Origin of the sequence: Salinicoccus sp. HZC-1 (assembly GCF_046736035.1) — a bacterium.
In the GTDB taxonomy this organism is placed as follows: Bacteria; Bacillota; Bacilli; order Staphylococcales; family Salinicoccaceae; genus Salinicoccus.
Genome location: NZ_CP177130.1, coordinates 246,779 through 266,253, shown reverse-complemented (window position 1 = coordinate 266,253; position 19,475 = coordinate 246,779). Strand labels below are relative to the sequence as shown.

Below are 19,475 nucleotides of genomic sequence, written 5' to 3'. Positions count from 1 at the left end.
ATTACACATCCATATATGAATAAGGGTTTCTTTATTGTTCAACATTGAAAACTATCTTGCCCATCATGCCCGCATTCTCAAGACGGTCAAATGCTTCCTCGAAATCTGAAAGGGGATAGGACTGATCCATAACCGGTTTGAGCTCATGCTGTTTTATAAAGTCCAGCATTTCATGGAGTTCTTCCGCACTGGCCATGGTGGACCCGAGAAGGTTGTATTGCCCGTAGAAGAATTTTCTTAAATCAAATTCCACAGTATCTCCGGCCGATGCGCCGAATGCCACGAGCGTGCCGCCGCGACGGAGCTGATCCACAGACTTATTGAAAGTCGCTGCACCCACGCTTTCAATCACAACATCCACTTTTTCCCCGGACAGCGCCTCATTCCAGTCCGCTTCACTGTCGATAGCCTTATCTGCTCCAAGTTCCAGTGCCTCACTGCGTTTTTCTTCGGATCTGGATGTAACATAAACTGTTGCGCCTGCCGCTGCAGCAAACTGCATCAGGAACGTCCCTGCACCGCCGGTCGCTCCCGGAATCAACACTGTCATACCTTTCGTAACTTTCGCCCTTGTAAACAGTGCACGGTATGCCGTCATAGCCGAGAGTGCCAGTACACCCGCTTCTTCCCAGGAAAGGTATCCCGGTTTCTCCACTGCATTTTCAGCAGGCACTGTAATATATTCAGCGAATGTTCCATGGAATGGGAGCCCCACAATTTCAAAGCCCTTCGGTGGTACATCACTGTTCTTTTCCCAGCCCAGAGAAGGATTGATGATGACTTCGTCACCTGCTTTGACATTTTCCACACCTGCGCCGACAGCATCTACGATGCCGGCTCCATCAGAACCCAGAACCAATGCCGGATCCTCCGCTTTATGCCTGTTGGGTACGAACAGGTCTCTATGGTTCAAACCTGCTGTCTTCAGTTTGATCCTCACTTCCCCTTTTTCCGGTTCAGCGTTATCGATTTCAGCATATTTCAAGCCTTCCATCCCTGATGCGCCTTCGTGAAGTATTGCTTTCATCATATATTCCTCCTGTATGTAGTGTTTATATTATTCCGACAGTTCCATCATAGTGGGAAACTTCGATGCACCGCAAATGATACGCCTTCATATCACGGAGACGAATCTATTTGGCAGGGGCAATTGTAATGCCGCCCTCTTCTGCGCTGAACCGCCAGTGTGAAGAAACCATTATCTCAAGTTCCCGGCTATCCTTTTCATCCAACTGTAATTCTGAAAGAACAAAGTCATTCAGTTTGTAATCCACGTCCGCCTCTTTCCCATATTTCATTTTAATGAGGTTTGTCAATCTGTTAATTGTCAGAGATTTCACCTGATCACCCTCTTCCAGAATATTTCCCGGGAAATTTGATGCCTCCAGTTCGATCAGTGTGCCGTAATCCATATTTCTATCGGCGGACCGGAATGCCTCAATCTCATTGTTTTTTGCTTTTGCTGTAATTTCCTCATTGCTACTTTTAATGGCTCCATTATACCTGAAACCTTACACCGTCTGGACTATAATGAAATCATAGGTATATATGAAAATATGGAAAGGGGCATTTGATGAACGTACATAAAGCAATAGAAAACCGCAGGAAGATTACATCTTTTTCATCACAGAAAATAGACCCTGAAAAACTGGACCGTATCGTTAAATCAGGATATATGGCACCAGCGGGCAATAATCTGCCCTCCCGGGAATTTGTCGTTATAACCGATACTGAAGTTTTAAAAGAGATGAGTGAAGCGACCCCATTCATGAAATGGCTGGCTGGTTCACAGGCCGGCATCGTGGTCACCGGCAGGCCTGATGTGAGCAAGTATTGGCTTCAGGACGCATTGATCGCATCCGGGTTTTTACGGCTGGCATCGACGGAGGAAGATCTCGGTGCTGCATTTGGCGCCATCTACCATTCCGAAGATGAAGTGGAACCGGAAAAGCGTGAAAGCCATGTCCGCAAGCTAGCAGATATTCCCATAGACAGACGTATTGTTGCTGTGGTTGGTCTTGGCCAGGTGGACGAAAACCCGAAACCGAAGGACCATCTTCCATTTGAAGAAATGGTGCATTACGTAAAATTTAAAGATAGTTAATATCCAAAGCGGTCAAAAAATGCAATTATTTTTGATCGATTTTTATTCAGATTCAATCAGTATAATCATTAGATCGGTAATTTTATATCCCTAAAGAGGAAGGATGCATTGGCTTAAATTGAAGTGTTGAAGAAAGGGATAAAGGGAATATAGAAGGAACGGCAAATATCAGGATAAAGGGAGGGGAAGTTCATGTCTTTGACAATCGATGATATCCGGGAAGCATCTGACAGGATTGCGCCATACATTCATCAGACGCCATTGCTGCGCATGAAAAACCTGGATGCGTTTTTAGGATGTGAAGTGTATGTGAAACTCGAAAGCATGCAGGTGACGAACGCTTTTAAAATACGGGGCGTAATGAATAAAGTACTCCAATTGTCAGATGAAGCTTTGGAAAAAGGGATTATCGCTACATCTTCAGGCAACCACGGGAAAGCCATTGCATTTGCTGCAAAGCAGCTGGGAATCAACGCAACTGTTGTCGTTCCTGATTCAGGATCGGCATTTAAAGCGGATGCGATAGAAGCACTTGGCGCTGAATTGGTCCGCGCGGATGTGAATGAAAGATTTGATGTAACAGAAACCCTCGCAGAAAAATATGATTATACCATTATTCCTCCATTTGATGATTATGATGTCATGGCCGGTCAGGGCACCGTCGGACTGGAGATTGTGAAGCAGCATGAAAGTCTCGATTATGTCATTCTGCCGACAAGCGGCGGCGGACTGCTTGCGAGTACCTCCACTGCAATTAAACACTCTCCGGTTGATACTAAAGTTTACGGGGCGGAACCTGCCAATCTTCCGAAGTACAGTGAAAGTCTGGCCCGGGGGGAGCGGACGAAAATCTCCAGACAAAAAACCATCGCAGATGCACTCGTTTCCGATCAGCCGGGAGAGAGGAACTTTCCAATCGTCCAGGAAAATGTCGACGGCATGCTGGCTGTCGCTGATGAATTTATCCTTAAAGCGATGAAGCTATTGTTCATGGAAGGCAAAATCGTTGCAGAACCTTCCTCAAGTGTTGGCGCGGGAGCCGTGCTTGAGGGCGTGATTGAAGTCTCTGCGGAAGACAAAGTCTGTTTTGTCATCTCCGGCGGCAATGTCGGACTGGATATGCTGAAAGAAGTAGACTATTAATGAAAAACCACTTAAAATTCAGCAATTGGTGGTTACCCCCAAAAGTTAGAGTTGTAAATCTAATTTTTGGGGGTCAGTACCATTTTAAGTGGTTTTTTTCAGTATTCTATTTCTTGCTTTTTTGCAGCTGAAATTGTTCAGCAATCAAACGATAGGAATTTTGTTTATCCTCCGGAGAATAAGTAATGGTGACAATCATGAATTCATCGGTGTCTGTATCTTCCTGAATCCGATTCAATTCATTTCTCACTATATCCGGATTGCCGATGATCATCTGATTTTTCATATCATCAATTTTCTTCTGTTCCTCCGGACTCAATTCAACCCCTTCGGCTTCTTTTAAAGAGGGGATGCCCCTGAAATTATTTCCCTGATCATTTTTCACCTGCCAGACAAGATAGCTGTCGGCAAGTGTCTCCGCTTTTTCTGTTGTTTCTGCACAAATTATTGATACCGTCAGGATGACATAGGGTTGCTGACCTTCATATCTCGGTTTAAAAGCTTTACGGTACTGTTCAACTACACTCTCAGCTTCCGTATCACTCATAAATTGACCGAAAGCATAAGCGAGACCATTTTCTGCCGCTGCCCTGGCACTCTTCTCGCTTGTGCCGAGCATCCAGATTTCCGGACGGACCGGCGGCAGCGGTGCAGCTTTTACTTGTTCATCCTTGTCATCGACATAATTGATGAGGTCTTTGAGGAGTTCCGGCATTTTAAATACACTTTGCAGGAAATTATCAGACAGGGCAGCAGACGCTTCTGCAGATCCGCCGGGCGCTCTGCCTACACCGATATCCACCCGGCCCGGAAATAATGTTGCCAGCATATTATAAGTTTCAGCCACTTTATATGGTTTATAGTACGGCAGAAGCACTGCTCCTGAACCGATTCGTATACTGTTTGTATTTGCGCCGATGTAGCTGAGCATCACTTCGGGCACACTCGAAGCGAGTCCGGGCAATGCATGGTGTTCTGCAATCCAAAACCGTGTATATCCCAACTTTTCGGCTCTTTCAGCCAGCTTCATTGTGGCTTCCAGGGCCTCTTGCGGCGTTTGGTTACTTGAAATGGGAGACTGATCCAAAATACTTAGTTTCATGTTATGATTCCCCATTCATTCTATTTCTGTAAATGTCACCTGATATTTACCCACTTGATCCTCTTCATAGAGATTATCCAGGGATGTTAAATAGTTTGTAATGACACCTTTAAATTTCATATCTCTTTCGGGCACATTGATATCAAAAACTTCCTCATATAAAAGTGTGGTCACATCATGATACTCCTTGCTCGTTACATCGAATTTTACTGAAATAACTAATCTGCCATTTTCTTCTCTCTCTTCAAAATCGGTCAATTCAATCTTATAGTCATTCAGTACAATTTGCTTAACCACATAATCATCCCTTTACATAATATTTAAAGCTTATGTAAATATTGTTATAACATATTCCCAGCCATAACTAAAAAACACTGCCTAATGCCCCCTCCTCCCTCCACACATTCTTTAATGGTTTTCAGGCATTATAAGCAGCATGTAAAACGGCTTTTCACTTTTAAGCTATAAGCATTAAGGGTAATTGAAAATAACTGTCTATGATGTAAGGAGATGAGCCAATGTCCGATAATCGTTTCACAGATCCTGCCCCGTCCGCAAAGAACGTCTGGTCCGGTGTGCTTTTCGGTATCGGCCTTATGGCGCTTATTGACGAGATCATTTTCCATCAATTGCTCCAATGGCATCACTTTTATGACCGGTCGACTCCATATGCGGGTATTTTTACTGACGGGCTTCTCAATGCTTTCGCTTTATTTGCGATTGTCAGCGGATTGTTCATGTTTGCAGATTTGCATAGAAAGCATACCATTCATATGATGAGGTGGATTGCTTCAGTACTCATAGGGAGCGGTGGGTTCCAATTGTTTGATGGCATCATTAATCATAAAGTGCTGCAGATTCATAAAGTACGCTATGGGGTCGATATATTACCCTATGATCTTGCCTGGAATACATTTGGAGCACTTCTGCTTATAGCAGGTATTGTTCTATTCTTAAAGTTTAAAAAACAGTACGGCCGCCGCAGAGCGGAGGGTTAAAATTATGAACCACATCCACCATTACACGGCTCCCATAAATTTTGCAGCATTTGAATGGGTCATTGCCATAATGACTGCAGGCGCTTTACTGCTTTATCCGCTTGCCGCTTTTTTATCCAGTAAAAAACATAAAAAATGGCCTGTTTTCCGTTACTTTTTCTGGGTATCCGGAATATTCATTACCGCTTCTGCGCTGATGGGGCCATTATTCAAATTATCACACGTAAATTTCACTGCACATATGGCGGGGCATCTGCTGCTGGGCATGCTTGCCCCGCTCCTGCTGGTCTTCAGCAGGCCGATGACCCTTCTGATGCGTACTTTAAATGTGTCTGCCGCCAGAAAATTAAGCAGGCTTTTGAACAGCCGCTACGGAAGTTTCATCACCAATCCCCTTACAGCTTCCATATTGAACATCGGCGGCCTGTTCCTGATTTATAAGACGGATCTGTTTTCATTGATGCACACATCAATATGGCTCTTTGCACTCATCCATCTCCACGTGTTCCTGGCCGGCTATCTGTTTACGATATCGATCATCTATATCGATTTGACCGTCCACCGCCATAGCTTCATGTACCGGTCAGTGATTTTAATCCTTGCACTCGGGTTTCATAAAATCCTGTCCAAACTCATTTACGCCGCACCACCGGGAAGCATCTCCCGTCCGGAAGGTGAAAAAGGAGCAATGTTAATGTATTACGGCGGCGATCTCATCGATCTTTGCCTGATTATTCTCCTTTGTTATCAGTGGTATGAAACTGCAGCACCCAAACCGGAGAAAAAAGCTGCATAATCAATCTATTTCCAAATAAAATGAGGCCGGCCTTTAATCAGACCGACCTCGTCTATCTCTATTATTTTAATTGCTTATTTTTCCGGTTCTGCAGGTTTCGATATATCTTCCAGTGCCACTTCTGAGTCTGCCGGTGCCGGGTCTTTGACTGCGACATCCCCAAGAGATACGATGCCAGTAATTTTGTTGTCTTCCACAATCGGAAGACGACGAATTTGGTGTTTTGCCATAATATTGGCAGCTTCTTCGACATCCATATCTTTCGTACCCGTCAGGGAATCTGAGGATAGTATCCGGGATATTGGAGTTTCTGCAGAAAACTGTGAAGCGATTCCTCTGATGACAAGATCCCGGTCAGTGATTATCCCCACCATTTTACCGTCCTCGGTAACAGGAATGGAACCGACATCGATTTCACTCATCATGGATGCGACTTCCTGAATCGTCGTTTCTGGCGAGCACGTTTCAACTTCAGTCGTCATTACTTCAGTGACTTTCATCAATTGTGCCTCCTTAGATTCATTATATGCATCGGAAATACATGCATATTACATATATACCACGTCATCCATATGATAATCATTTAGACATTGGCTTTTTAAATCGTTTTAGAGGTTTCTCCACAGTATTCTCTTATGCGATGTAATATTGAATATCTTCCTGTATCTGATCGATATAAAGATTGCGAGCGCCATCGCTGTCACCACCACCGCCATTTCGAAAATGAAAATAGAGGATACGCCTATATATCTGTTGAGCAACCCTGTTGTATACGGAATTGTAATAAACGCAATGCTGGAGGACAGTGTGACAAAAGCGGTGCTCGTCCCTTTCCTTCCGGGGAAGAACTCTGCCATTAAAGTGACGGCAAGCTGGAATAGTCCTGACGTACATAAACCCAGGATAAATGCGATTCCTATGAGTGCATAGTAATTCGTTACAAAAAGAAGTGCACATAACGCTGCAATCGCTATAAGTGGATACAAAATCAATACTGTCACCGGCCTGAACACTTTATCCAGCATTGTGGCAAGCAGGATTACAGTGATGAAACCGCCGAAACTGTAATAACTCAGCAGATTGATTGCCACAGGTTCACTCAGTCCGATAATTTCTTCTGCATACTTCGCAAGCCATGTCTGTATAATCGTGAATAACGAAACTGATGTATATCCGATTAATATTACAGTAATGCCTTCTTTCCAGAATCGGGGTTTCACCGTGAAATAAGGTTCTGGCTCCTTTTCGTCCTTTTCTTTGTTTTCATCACCCGGTTCAACCACCACCATATTCGCTCTTGGAAACCTGACCGTCGTTAAATGGATCGCATTGATGAGGAATACGAATGCCATGATAAAGAATGTATATCCGTAAAACAGCTCTCTTGCGATAAAGAATGTAATCATCAAAGGCAGGATTATCGCTCCGAGTGACATAAATGCCTTGACCAATACCGTGGCCGAACCGGCCCTTTTCGGAAAGCCTTCAATTAATGCGGGGTATGTACTTGTATCAAGGATGGAGTTTCCCATCCCGGCCAGCAGTGTAAATGCAAAAGCAACACCATACGTTGGCGAGAATGGAATGGAAATTAAAAATACTACATATAATATACAGGCTGTAATCACCATCGGTTTTCTCCCCAGTGAATCCGACAGTTTGCCAGCAAACGACAGTCCAAATAATTTACCGATTCCTATGGCCGATATCAGCATACTGATGGCAGCCGCATCGGTATCAAATTGCACAGTCAAAAAGCCCATATGTAAAGCAATGATCAGATTAATCATCCCAAGCAGGATGTAGTTGATGTACAGGCTTGTAGCCATGCGGATATTTTCACCCATAGACGCTACCTTCTTTTATTGAATTTCCCCATTTGTTTAATTAATAATTAAACCACTCATTTAAACATGTGGCAATAAAAATTTTCTAAATTATAAAACTTCTCTATCTATAATCGGCCGAACTTACCTCTTGTTAGACCTTTCAATGGATCCTAACGATTTTTCAATAATACAAAAAGCAGCATCTCCAATTTTAAAGAGATACTGCTTTTCGCTGTTAATTCATTATTAATAAAAAGAATCAGATTCCATCGCTTTTAAATGGTCTTTTCCCTCTTCAATGCCCTCAGTAATAGCCGGTCTGGATTCTTCCAATTCCTTATCACTGATTTCATCAGCTTCATTTAAAAATTTATATAATTTCCTTAGTGCCGTGCCTGATTGTTTTAAATTCTTCTCATTTGCCCACAACGCTTTGCGGGTATACCAATTTCCCAGGAAATCCGCCGGGTCCGTTGTGGCCGTCAGAACAGTTCTGATTTCGGAGTGCAGCAAATAAGAATTCAAGTAGAACTCTGCATTGAACACATGTTTTTCTGCCGTTTTCCTGGACTGGTTTTCACTTTCCTGGAGATACCTGCCAAATGAATACAGCAATTTGTCATTATTCTTTCTTACCTCTTCTGACATTTCCTCAAAGTCTTCAAACGAGCCCTTTTCAACATATTCATTCCACCTGGAGAATGGCTCCCAAGTTCTTTCAATCTGATAGGGTTCCTGTTCGCCGACTTCTTCAATCCCGATTCCCCGGGAAAATACAGCCAGTGTCTCTTCAATGCTGCTGTGCTCTTCAAGTTTGCCCTGCGGGGTTTTCGCTAAAAACAGACATTGTTCATACGGGATGCTTAAATCCATATCAATCACACTCAGCAGGAACAGATAATCATTAATATGACCCAGAGTTTTTCTGTCATATGCTGCATTGATTTCGATTTTTCCTGCCATTTCAATATAACGGTCTATATCGGAAAGTTTGACACCGATCAACCTGAACATCGTACGGATACCATCTTCAATGATCGATTCCAATTCCTTCTTTCTTTTTACATCTACATTTGTAATCAGCAGAGGCAGGTATGTACGGTCATTCACCAGTATCAGCACTTTTTTGCGTTCTACATTGATATAATTCGCATGCCATGAGAAAAATGGATTGATTTCCGAGAATGCTTTTCCTTTTGCCTTATCCTCTGTCTGCTGCAGCTTATTGAACAGCGGCAAAGATTTTTTTGTAGGGTTTATAATCATTTTTCCGTCACCTCGTATTTCTTTTAACTGTTCTGTATTTTAACATCATCTTTCTTCATATTATATGTAAAACGGCACCCTCCCCAATGTTTGTGAAGAGTGCCTGTTTTCTACTCCGCACTCAGCATCCATGAGATGCCATAAGGATCCCTGATGCTGGCAAACAGTTCTGTCCACTCTGTCGGCCCCAGTTCCATATCCACTTTACATCCCGCTTCTACCGCACGACCATAGAAATCCTTTGCCTTTTCCACCGCTTCATTATCTTTCCCATCAAAGGTAAAACAGATGCTCGCACCTTCGTTATCGATTTCTTTCTGTTTCCATGTGGAACTAGCCATAAAATGCTGTCCAAGGATTTCGAATTCAGCGTTCATCACAAAATTTTCAGCTTCATCCAGTGACATTCCCATGTGTTCCAGGGATTCTCTGAACATCTCATTATCCGCCATTGATTTGGAAATAATCCTTGCGCCAAAATTCTTTTGATAAAACTCCAAAGCTTCCAGAGCATTGGAAAAATTGAAGTACTGCACTGCTTTAAACATTACAACATCCCCCTTTTAAATTTGGCCGGTGCATTGCATTTATATTATACATCTTTTAAATGAAAATATCCTGAGATAAATAAAAGCACTTCCCGCAGGAAATGCTTTTCACTTAGTAGCCTGTCCATCCGATTGTAGCAAGATAGTACAGGATAACTGAACCGATGATCACCCAAATGAGGAACAAAGGCATCATGAATTTTATCCATGAACCGAAATTTGCTTTGGCAAGTGCAATGGAGCCGACAGTTACACCGAGTGTTGGTGTGATTAAATTACCGAGGCCGCCGCCAAAACCGATTGCTGTAATGAGCACCTGCTGCGTCATGCCCAGTACGTCCGCTACCGGCTGCAGGATTGGAATCATAATCCCCATCAGTCCCGATCCGGACGGCACAAGTAAATTAAAGAGTGCATTGATGATAAATATCACGATGGCTGAGAATCCTATCGGCATGCCATCCAGTGGTTCTGTCATTGTATTTACAATCGTGCTTAAGATGTTGCCTTCTTCCAAAATCACGCTGATTGTCGTTGCCAGAATAATGACAACAGCAACGATGACCATATCCTGTACACCTTTTGTGAAAGATGCAACCATATCATCCAGGCTCTTTCTTTTAATGAGAAAGCACAAAACAAATGCTATAAAGAATACAGTGATGAATGTACTGTTGCCATATACTTCAGACCAGCCCAATACTGTATTCCCTATCGCTAAAACGATAGGAGCGATAACCATGATGAGCAGCACGCTCATGTCCTGCCAGGCGAGCGTCTTCACTTTATTCTCTTCTATATCTGTGTCCTCATCCAATTCTCTTAACCAGTCATCATTACTCATTAAACTTCTGGAATTATCTTTACTGACTCTTCTCGTATAGACCAGCACATACACTGCAGTTACAGAGATGAAAATTAAGAATATGACTGTTCTCATTCCGTAACCTGAAAATAGCGGGGTCTCTGAAGCGATCATCTGTCCGATCATTGCCATGCCTGAAGGACCGACGGAAAAGCCCAGGAATAATGGCAGGAATGTCATGGCAAGCGCCGATATGGGATCGAGTCTGACCTTCCTGGCCAATATGACACCCAGTGTGACAAAGACAATCATCATATCCCCGCCGATGAAGAAACCGATGAACCCCATCAGGGTGAACAGGCCGAGCACCAATATATTCGGCCCCATATTTTCATATTTGTAAACGAAGTAATTAATTACATTCGGAATCGAATCCAGTGCAAAAACCGCTCCGAAGAACCCACCCATAAATAATAGCAGGATGACAATTTGACTTGCCTGTATCCCGCCTTCAAGTATTAAGTTAAGTGCTTCCAGTGGATTTACAGGCGTTTGTTCAATCGACTGGTATGTACCGGCAACCGATATCCCTGCCTCGTCTGTTTCAAATTGGCCTGCAGGAACGATATAAGTCAAAAGGCAGGCGAATAAAATAATGATGAACATCATCACGAGGACATTCGGCAACTGGAACTTCCAATTTCTTTTCGGTATTTTCTGGGTATTGCTCCCCCTAATTGAACTCAAGCTGACTCACCCCTATTTAAATAAAATCTTCAACGCTCAATATCATACCATTTTTATAGGGATTAGCAATAAAAAAAGATCCTCCCATTTCCGGGAGAATCTCTTCATTTAAATTTTACGCAGCCTCATCATCTATTTCTTCGGCGTCTTTGCTTTCTGCATCTTTGTAAATGCCGAATTCGTCTATGAGCTCGACTGTACGTTCCCCACCCTGGAGGAGTTCACCTCTTATCTGGTACATCCGTACAATCATTTCGTCATCCACCACTTCATACACTGCAAAGTTCTGAGTGGAAGAGTTACGGTTGTTGGAGTGGGACTCTTCAAAAGCATCTGTTTCCTGCGGCTGACCGCCGAAACCGAACAGGCTGTTATAGTGATCCATATCTTCCTGCGTCATCCAATCAAGTTCCGGCCTTACTTCGTGAAGATGTTCCAAACCTTTGGAGTAAACATCATCATATTCTTTAGTACCCCCGGTGTTCGGCAAGACATATACAGTGCCGTCCGGATTTTGCATATACTCTACACCGTTTTGTCCGATATGTGTTTGAACATCTTCAACTTCGGCATTGGAGAAATTTTCATCAGTCGGTACATGAGTAAGGGAATGTGTTCTTGAAATCACGTGATCATGTCCCTGAAGTGCGAGATCGATATCCAATTCATCTATTAGGGCAGTAAGTTCTTCCCTTACCAATTGGACGTCCTCATCCTGCAGTGAATGATAGGATTTGGAATAAAGCGGCTTATGGTAATTAAGCACGATCCATTCAGCACCATCTTCACGTGCCTGCTTTACATCTTCTTTGATCCATTCCATCTGCTCTTCACCGATTGCCTTGCCTTCCGGATTATCATCAGATTCTTTGTTGTCGTTTGTATTCAGCGTTACAAAATGCACGCCGTTGTAGTCGAATGAGTAGTAGGAGCCCCCGGAAACTGCTTCATTCGTCACCGGAATATTGGCATGCTCGTTGAATTTTTCTGTAAGCGGGTCATCACCGTAATTCAGTGCATACTCATCGTGGTTACCCGGTGCCACTGCCATAGCAGTCTGCATGAAGTACGGGCGGGACTGTTCATATAGATCCACCCACTCATCTTCCACTTCAGCAACTTCCACTATGTCACCTGTATGAAGTGCAAAATCTGCATTGCCGGCAGTTTCAAGCGCCCTTTTCAAAGTATCTGCACCGAATGCAGCTTCGTTGCGTACGTTTTCATTCCAAAAGGCATTTTGAGTATCCGTGTAATGTACAAATTTGAACGGATCTCCATTTTCACCGGAAGTTTTGAACTTTCCAAATTCACTTACTTTGCCTGATAAACTGCCCACTTGATAGTAGTAAGTCGTATTCGCCTCCAGACCAGTCGCCTGTGCCTCATAGGAATATTCAGTGACATCGGTGAGTTCGATATGGCCGTAATCCCCGCTCATCCAGTCATCACCATGTGCCTGGGCATCCGTATAATAGCCATTGATTACAGGTTTGCCGTTTTCCTCTTTCACAGGCTCCCCTTCCTCATCTTCTTTTACTTCGGCAAATATGTAATTTCCGTTGGCGTCACGTTCACCATAACTGGAAGTAACCTCTTTTGCTTCTGCTTCGAATACTAAAGTATCATCAAATTTCCCGGATTTGGAAACCCATACTTTGGAATCTTCGAATAAGTCGGTTGTATACCAGCTAAATCCCATTTCACTCCCGGTATCCCCGTTAAACGTAGTGATAATACGGTTGGGTAAATTATTGGGTTCTATATCCGCCACTTCGGGCTTAGTCTCCGTCAGGACAGGATTAAATACTTCTTTCTCTTCAACACTATCTTCAGAATTCTTATCCGGACTAACAGGGCCGCCCCCGCCGGCTGCATATGTTACCGGACTAAATAAAGCAGATATGATCAGTGCAAAAATGACAATTGCTATGACTCCTGCTGCCGGTATTCGTCTTTTGTGAAATAAATTAAAATTCATTCTCATAATACCTCCCATATTTTAAGCGCGTCATTCATAGTGCATTTATATTATAAAACATGAATGTATAGGCAATTTTAATATTTGGTAAAGAAATCTTTACTTGAGTTAATAAAATTTAACAATATTAACAATTTATATTTTAATCAAAACTTTTTTCGGAGCATTAAACGCCTGAATCCGGTATTTGGCTGAAATAAACGGATTCATAACGATTCATTATCAAATCCTCTATTTATAAAATCCCAGCATCAAATTAATACAAAGAAATTATATTACACTATTTCAAATATTCTTAAAATTCACTCGTGCATATTTAGACTACTTTTATGTATTTTATATTTAACCGAATTATCCTTAAATTTAAAATATTACTTTTATTTTCATTAAAAAGACTAAAAAAAGATTTGACATTATTGTGAATATTGTAGATAATCTATAAAGGAAATCGTTTTCAGCAACAGGGTGTATTTATTTTTCACAAAAGAAAGGGATGTATTTCTGTATAAAGCGGAATTACATTACAAATAAGGAAAAGGAAGTGAATTACTGTATGAAGAGTTTTAAGAGTTTATTACTTCTCGCTACGATGATGCTGGCGTTAGCGGCATGTAACTTTGGAGGAGAAAGCAGCAACAGTGATGAGGGAGGAGAGAGCAGTGCTGGCGGTGATGAAGGATCAGAAAAGTCCATCAATTTATCCATCACTTCAGACCCACCATCCTTCCACCCGGCATTGGCAACTGATACGACATCCGGTGCAATTATGGCCAGTGTATTCGAAGGCCTGACTCGCCTGGACCCGGAAGGTAATCCTGAACCGGCAATGGCTGAAAATATTGAAATGAGTGAAGATGAATTAACATACACTTACACATTAAGAGATGCTGAATGGTCAAATGGCGACCCTGTTACAGCACAGGATTTTGAATATGCCTGGAAATGGGCACTGGATCCCGAGAACGCTTCTGACTATGCTTACCAGCTGTATTACATACAAGGGGCTGAAGCATACAATACCGGTGAAGGCAGTGCAGACGATGTTGCTGTCACAGCAGTTGATGATAAAACACTGGAAGTGACATTGAATAACCCGACGCCGTACTTTGATGAACTCACAGCATTCTACACTTATTTCCCTGTGAATTCCAAAGTAGCTGAAGAAAACCCTGATTGGCATACAGATCCAAATGGTGAAAACTACGTTGGGAACGGACCATTTAATTTAGAAAGTTTTACAAGTTCCGATGCAATCGTACTTAATAAAAACGACTCATACTGGGATGCTGAAAACGTTGCTTTAGATACTGTAAACATCGACATGGTTGAAAGTGAAGCGACTGCTTTGAAAATGTATCAATCCGGAGACCTGGATTATTTAGGTTCACCGTTTAATACAATTGATTTGAACGCTTTGAATCAATTCAAAGAAGAAGGCACACTCAATGTAAGAGACCAGGCGGGAACTTACATGTATGTATTCAATACGCAAGATGAAATTATGCAGAACAAAAACATCCGTGAAGCACTGTCGATCGCAATCGACCGCGAAGGTCTCATCGAAAATGTTACTAAAGGTGAACAGAAACCAGCTACCGGTCTTGTTCCATTAACAATGGAAGGTTTTGAAGAACCGGCTGACTACTTCGAATCCAATAACATTGATGCAGCTAAAGAAGCACTCGATAAAGGATTGGAAGAACTTGGTTTAAGTGATCCTTCTGAACTTCAAATTGCTTTATCCTACAACACAAGTGAAGCTCACGCTGCAGTTGCTCAATTCGTTCAACAGGGCTGGGTGGAAGATCTTGGAATCGACGTCACTCTGAACAACTCGGAATGGCAGGTATTCCTTGAGGAACTCGATGCCGGTCAGCACCAGGTAGGACGTTACGGCTGGCTGGGAGACTTTAACGATCCAGTTAACTTCCTCGAGATCTTCAAAGCTGAAGGCGGCAACAACAATACAGGCTGGACTGATGAAGAGTATACTCAACTGTTAAATGATGCAGCTGAGGAGACAGATCCGGAAGCACGTACTCAGATGCTGAAAGATGCTGAAGAGATACTTATGAATGACTTCCCTATCGCGCCTGTCTACTTCTATACGAATCTTTCAGTTCATGATGACAAAGTTAAAAACATGGCATCCGATCCGCTCGGAAATGTACAGTTAAAATATGTAGATATTGAACAATAAGAAAGTCTATTGTCAGGTGAGTATTAATATAATACTCACCTGTCATTTTTGAGAAAGGAGCACGTAACGATGATTAAGTATCTCGGTCAACGTTTAATCTATATCATCATCGCTTTATTTTTAATCATTACCGCAACGTTTTTCCTAATGCGACTGGCTCCAGGTAATCCCTTTGCATCTGAAAGAGCAGTACCGCCAGCGATACAGGAAAGCCTGAATGAAAAATATGGATTGGATAATCCGTGGTACGTACAGTACAAGGACTATCTGGTTAACACTGCAACTGGGGACTTCGGTACCTCGATGAAGTATAAATACAGAGAGACAAACGACATGATTGCTGAAGGATTTCCCATTTCTATGACACTTGGGCTGGAAGCGATGTTCATAGCAATTAGTTTAGGTGTGCTGATAGGCACAATTGCCGCGCTGTTCCATAATAAATGGCCGGATTATTTCATGAGTATATTAGCCGTCATAGGTATATCAGTTCCATCATTTGTTATGGCATCAGTGCTGCAGTACTATCTGGCGCTGCAGTTGGGATGGTTCCCTATTGCCGGCTGGAACGGCTTTTTATACAGCATATTACCGGCAGTTGCCCTGGCTTCGACACCAATGGCATTTATAGCCAAACTGACGCGTTCAAGTATGCTGGAGGAGACAAACAGTGAATATGTAAAAATGGCAAAGGCCAAAGGACTTTCCCGCTGGGTGGTTGTTTTTAAGCATGCCCTGAGGAATGCTCTTTTGCCTGTAGTTACATATCTGGGCCCGCTGACCGCCGGGATTATCACCGGAAGTTTCGTAATAGAAGAAATTTTCGCCATCCCGGGAATCGGCAAATATTTCGTTACAAGTATTTCAAACCGTGATTATACGGTCATTATGGGAACTACGGTGTTTTATTCTGTAATTTTACTGCTGGCTGTTTTAATAGTAGATATTTTATACAGCTTCATTGACCCGCGTATCAGTCTGAAGGGAGGAAAATCTAATGGCAGATAAGAACATTCCTGAATTAAATCCTTCGGATTTTGAAGTCGTAGGCGCTCAAACATCGGAATCTGAGAGCCTTGCCAAAAAATCTATATCCTTCTGGGGAGAAGTTTTCCGAAGATTTATAAGAAACAAACTCGCTCTGGTGGGTTTTATCACGTTATCTATAATCATTATCGGCGCAATATTCGGACCTATGATTTCAGAATTCACCTACAGACAGCAAAATGGTGATTACAATGTCAGTCCAAATGGAACATATTGGTTCGGTACAGACGCTCTGGGCCGGGATATTTTCACCCGCGTCTGGATCGGTGCACGAATTTCAATATTCATCGGATTTGCTGCGGCAATCATTGATTTGATCATTGGTGTGGCGTGGGGTGCTATTGCAGGTTTGAAAGGCGGACGTACAGATGAAATCATGATGCGTATCGCTGATATTTTAACTGCGATTCCTTATTTGCTCGTCGTAATCATTTTACTCGTTGTTATGCAGCCGGGATTATTCCCGATGATTATTGCTTTATCACTCACAGGCTGGGTGAACATGGCGAGGATTACACGTTCTGAAATACTGAAACTCAAAAATCAGGAATATGTACTTGCAGCAAGAACACTGGGTGCAGGAAATCTGCATCTAATTAAACGACACCTTCTGCCGAATGCGCTTGGTGCGATACTGGTTACAATGACTTTAACAATTCCAAACGCTATTTTTACAGAAGCATTCTTAAGTTATTTAGGGCTCGGCGTCCCTGCACCATTGGCGAGTTGGGGAACGATGGCCAACGATGGCTACCCCGCATTGGCTAATGCCCCGTGGAGACTATTTTTCCCGGCAGCATTGATCTGTTTAACCATTTTTGCATTTAATTCTGTTGGAGACGGTTTAAGAGATGCACTGGATCCTAAGTTAAGGAAGTGATTATGATGAATGAACCATTATTACAAATGAAAAATTTAAAAGTTGATTTCTCAACTTACGCTGGAACTGTAAAAGCGGTGAGAAATGTCAGTTTTGATGTATATGAAGGAGAGACTCTCGCTATCGTTGGGGAGTCAGGATCCGGGAAGAGTGTAACCAACCAGGCGATCATGAAATTGCTTCCCCAGCCACCCGCAATTTATTCCGGCGGGGAGATTCTCTTCGGTGGTGAAAACCTGCTGAAAAAATCCGAAAAACAAATGGAGAAAATTCGCGGCAATGAAATCAGTATGATATTCCAGGATCCGATGACTTCATTGAATCCTACGATGAAAATAGGAAAACAGATTACTGAAGTCATGTTGAAACACCAAAAAATTACAAAAGGGGATGCCAAAAAGCGTGCATTGGAATTAATGAAGCTAGTTGGTATTCCTATGCCGGAGAGACGTTTGGGACAGTATCCCCACGAATTTTCGGGAGGGATGAGACAAAGAGTCGTTATCGCAATTGCTCTGGCAGCCGATCCTAAATTACTGATTGCCGATGAACCGACGACTGCTTTGGATGTTACGATTCAGGCTCAAATTTTAGAAGTCATGAAGGATATTCAAAAACAATCTCGAACGTCCATTATATTTATCACCCATGACCTGGGCGTTGTGGCGAATGTTGCAGATCGTGTGGCAGTGATGTATGCAGGGGAAATTGTAGAAATAGGCTCTGTAGATGATATTTTCTACAACCCTCAGCATCCCTACACATGGGGACTGCTTGGCTCCATGCCCGATTTGAACGCAGATAAAACAGAAGAATTACGGACAATACCGGGCTCCCCTCCAAATCTGGTCCATCCGCCAGCCGGGGATGCTTTCGCAGCACGGAACTCCCGTGCGATGAAGATTGATTTCGAGAAAAGCCCGCCCATGTTTCAAGTGACAGAGAACCACTATGCAAAAACTTGGAGATTACATCCGGATGCACCTAAAACTGAAATACCCGAGGTAATCAGGAATAGATACCTCCAATATACTGGCGGTGATAAATAATGGCTGAACCAATTTTAACTGTTAATAATTTAGAGAAGCATTTTGGTTCTAAAAATAATCCTGTTAAAGCGGTCGATGATATTTCATTCCACGTAATGCCCGGCGAAACACTGGGCTTAGTGGGAGAATCAGGGTGTGGTAAATCAACAACCGGCCGTACGATTATCAATTTATATGACAAGACTGGCGGTGAAGTCATTTTCGACGGCAAACAAAATGATAAGCTTTCCAAAAAAGATCAAAAGGCATTCCATCAGAAATTACAGATGATATTCCAGGACCCCTATGCATCATTGAATCCCAGGATGACCGTTTTTGAAATACTGGAAGAAGGCTATGACATCCACGGGTTGTTTAAAAAGAAAAAAGAACGCCGTCAGCAAATTTATGAACTGTTGGAATCAGTAGGATTAAACAGGGAACATGCCAATCGCTACCCCCATGAGTTCTCCGGCGGACAGCGTCAAAGAATCGGAATCGCAAGGGCATTAAGCTTCGATCCGAAGTTGATCATTGCCGACGAACCCATTTCGGCACTGGATGTTTCTATACAGGCTCAGGTTGTGAACATGATGAAAAATATTCAGAAGGACCGGGGACTGGCCTATTTATTCATCGCACATGACCTATCCATGGTTAAATACATTTCTGATAGGATTGCGGTAATGTATAAAGGAAAAATCATGGAAATAGGGGAAGCATCAGATTTATATAATCACCCGATCCACCCCTACACTAAATCATTGCTTTCAGCCGTCCCACAGCCGGACCCCCGTTCCGAAAAAGAACGCAGGCGGTTTGCCTATGACCAGAGCATGCATGAATACCGGGATGACGAGGAATTAAAATTAAGAGATTTTGGAAATGGCCACCTGGTCTACTGTTCTCAAAAAGAGTATGACAGCTGGACTGTATAATCAAAAAGCTGCAGACATTTGATCTGCAGCTTTTTTGTATTTATGGAATTTTATCTTCTCATC

The 19,475-nt window shown here is 42.7% G+C and carries 19 protein-coding genes; 9 read left to right on the top strand and 10 right to left on the bottom strand.

Going from position 1 to position 19,475, the window contains the following annotated elements:
* Window positions 1-31: 31 nt before the first annotated feature.
* On the bottom strand, window positions 32-1,027 hold the full coding sequence (locus ACKRAT_RS01355) for a zinc-binding dehydrogenase (RefSeq protein ID WP_411844392.1): 996 nt from the start codon (window positions 1,025-1,027) through the stop codon (window positions 32-34).
* Window positions 1,028-1,133: 106 nt separating this feature from the next.
* Complete coding sequence (locus ACKRAT_RS01350) at window positions 1,134-1,412, bottom strand: hypothetical protein (RefSeq protein ID WP_411843327.1); 279 nt, start codon at window positions 1,410-1,412, stop codon at window positions 1,134-1,136.
* A gap of 161 nt (window positions 1,413-1,573) precedes the next feature.
* On the opposite strand from ACKRAT_RS01350, the gene ACKRAT_RS01345 reads away from it, so the two are divergent.
* Together ACKRAT_RS01345 and ACKRAT_RS01340 are read left to right on the top strand one after the other, a co-directional pair.
* Entirely contained in the window at window positions 1,574-2,104 is a 531-nt protein-coding gene (locus ACKRAT_RS01345) for a nitroreductase family protein (RefSeq protein WP_411843326.1), read from the top strand.
* A gap of 192 nt (window positions 2,105-2,296) precedes the next feature.
* A complete protein-coding gene (locus ACKRAT_RS01340) occupies window positions 2,297-3,247 on the top strand; it encodes a threonine/serine dehydratase (protein WP_411843325.1) in 951 nt (316 codons plus the stop codon).
* 106 nt (window positions 3,248-3,353) lie between these two features.
* On the opposite strand, the gene ACKRAT_RS01335 is transcribed toward ACKRAT_RS01340, so the two are convergent.
* Together ACKRAT_RS01335 and ACKRAT_RS01330 are read right to left on the bottom strand one after the other, a co-directional pair.
* Entirely contained in the window at window positions 3,354-4,349 is a 996-nt protein-coding gene (locus tag ACKRAT_RS01335) for an LLM class flavin-dependent oxidoreductase (RefSeq protein ID WP_411843324.1), read from the bottom strand.
* Between the two features lie 15 nt (window positions 4,350-4,364).
* The gene (locus tag ACKRAT_RS01330) at window positions 4,365-4,646 is read right to left on the bottom strand and encodes a DUF3219 family protein (protein WP_411843323.1); all 282 of its coding nucleotides are present in this window, start codon (window positions 4,644-4,646) and stop codon (window positions 4,365-4,367) included.
* A gap of 221 nt (window positions 4,647-4,867) precedes the next feature.
* Between ACKRAT_RS01330 and ACKRAT_RS01325 the strand changes: the two genes are divergently transcribed.
* Window positions 4,868-5,347 carry a DUF2243 domain-containing protein gene (locus ACKRAT_RS01325; protein ID WP_411843322.1) on the top strand — a complete coding sequence of 160 codons (480 nt, stop codon included), beginning with the start codon at window positions 4,868-4,870 and terminating at the stop codon, window positions 5,345-5,347.
* Window positions 5,348-5,351: 4 nt separating this feature from the next.
* Entirely contained in the window at window positions 5,352-6,143 is a 792-nt protein-coding gene (locus tag ACKRAT_RS01320) for a cytochrome c oxidase assembly protein (RefSeq protein ID WP_411843321.1), read from the top strand.
* A gap of 74 nt (window positions 6,144-6,217) precedes the next feature.
* On the opposite strand, the gene ACKRAT_RS01315 is transcribed toward ACKRAT_RS01320, so the two are convergent.
* From ACKRAT_RS01315 to ACKRAT_RS01290, 6 genes are all read right to left on the bottom strand, one after another.
* Window positions 6,218-6,643 (bottom strand): CBS domain-containing protein, encoded by a 426-nt coding sequence (locus ACKRAT_RS01315; RefSeq protein ID WP_411843320.1) that lies wholly within the window; start codon window positions 6,641-6,643, stop codon window positions 6,218-6,220.
* A 108-nt stretch (window positions 6,644-6,751) separates the two neighbouring features.
* Window positions 6,752-7,990, bottom strand: coding sequence for an MFS transporter (locus ACKRAT_RS01310; protein WP_411843319.1), 1,239 nt, complete (start codon window positions 7,988-7,990; stop codon window positions 6,752-6,754).
* Between the two features lie 228 nt (window positions 7,991-8,218).
* Window positions 8,219-9,238: a DUF6933 domain-containing protein gene (locus tag ACKRAT_RS01305; protein ID WP_411843318.1), complete on the bottom strand. Its 1,020-nt coding sequence runs from the start codon at window positions 9,236-9,238 to the stop codon at window positions 8,219-8,221.
* A gap of 110 nt (window positions 9,239-9,348) precedes the next feature.
* Complete coding sequence (locus tag ACKRAT_RS01300; RefSeq protein ID WP_411843317.1) at window positions 9,349-9,786, bottom strand: VOC family protein; 438 nt, start codon at window positions 9,784-9,786, stop codon at window positions 9,349-9,351.
* 112 nt (window positions 9,787-9,898) lie between these two features.
* Window positions 9,899-11,338, bottom strand: coding sequence for a Na+/H+ antiporter NhaC family protein (locus ACKRAT_RS01295; RefSeq protein ID WP_411843316.1), 1,440 nt, complete (start codon window positions 11,336-11,338; stop codon window positions 9,899-9,901).
* A 115-nt stretch (window positions 11,339-11,453) separates the two neighbouring features.
* Window positions 11,454-13,319 carry a metallophosphoesterase gene (locus tag ACKRAT_RS01290; protein ID WP_411843315.1) on the bottom strand — a complete coding sequence of 622 codons (1,866 nt, stop codon included), beginning with the start codon at window positions 13,317-13,319 and terminating at the stop codon, window positions 11,454-11,456.
* 553 nt (window positions 13,320-13,872) lie between these two features.
* On the opposite strand from ACKRAT_RS01290, the gene ACKRAT_RS01285 reads away from it, so the two are divergent.
* The 5 genes from ACKRAT_RS01285 to ACKRAT_RS01265 all read left to right on the top strand — a co-directional run bounded on the left by ACKRAT_RS01285 (window position 13,873) and on the right by ACKRAT_RS01265 (window position 19,412).
* Window positions 13,873-15,519, top strand: a complete 1,647-nt coding sequence (locus tag ACKRAT_RS01285; RefSeq protein WP_411843314.1) for a peptide ABC transporter substrate-binding protein — start codon at window positions 13,873-13,875, stop codon at window positions 15,517-15,519.
* Between the two features lie 69 nt (window positions 15,520-15,588).
* Window positions 15,589-16,527, top strand: coding sequence for an ABC transporter permease (locus ACKRAT_RS01280; RefSeq protein WP_411843313.1), 939 nt, complete (start codon window positions 15,589-15,591; stop codon window positions 16,525-16,527).
* The gene (locus tag ACKRAT_RS01275) at window positions 16,517-17,446 is read left to right on the top strand and encodes an ABC transporter permease (protein WP_411843312.1); all 930 of its coding nucleotides are present in this window, start codon (window positions 16,517-16,519) and stop codon (window positions 17,444-17,446) included. The genes ACKRAT_RS01280 and ACKRAT_RS01275 overlap by 11 nt, the downstream gene beginning before the upstream one ends.
* A gap of 5 nt (window positions 17,447-17,451) precedes the next feature.
* Window positions 17,452-18,495, top strand: a complete 1,044-nt coding sequence (locus ACKRAT_RS01270; protein WP_411844391.1) for an ABC transporter ATP-binding protein — start codon at window positions 17,452-17,454, stop codon at window positions 18,493-18,495.
* Window positions 18,495-19,412, top strand: a complete 918-nt coding sequence (locus ACKRAT_RS01265) for an ABC transporter ATP-binding protein (RefSeq protein WP_411843311.1) — start codon at window positions 18,495-18,497, stop codon at window positions 19,410-19,412. Before ACKRAT_RS01270 ends, ACKRAT_RS01265 begins: the two co-directional genes overlap by 1 nt.
* Window positions 19,413-19,475 lie beyond the last annotated feature (63 nt).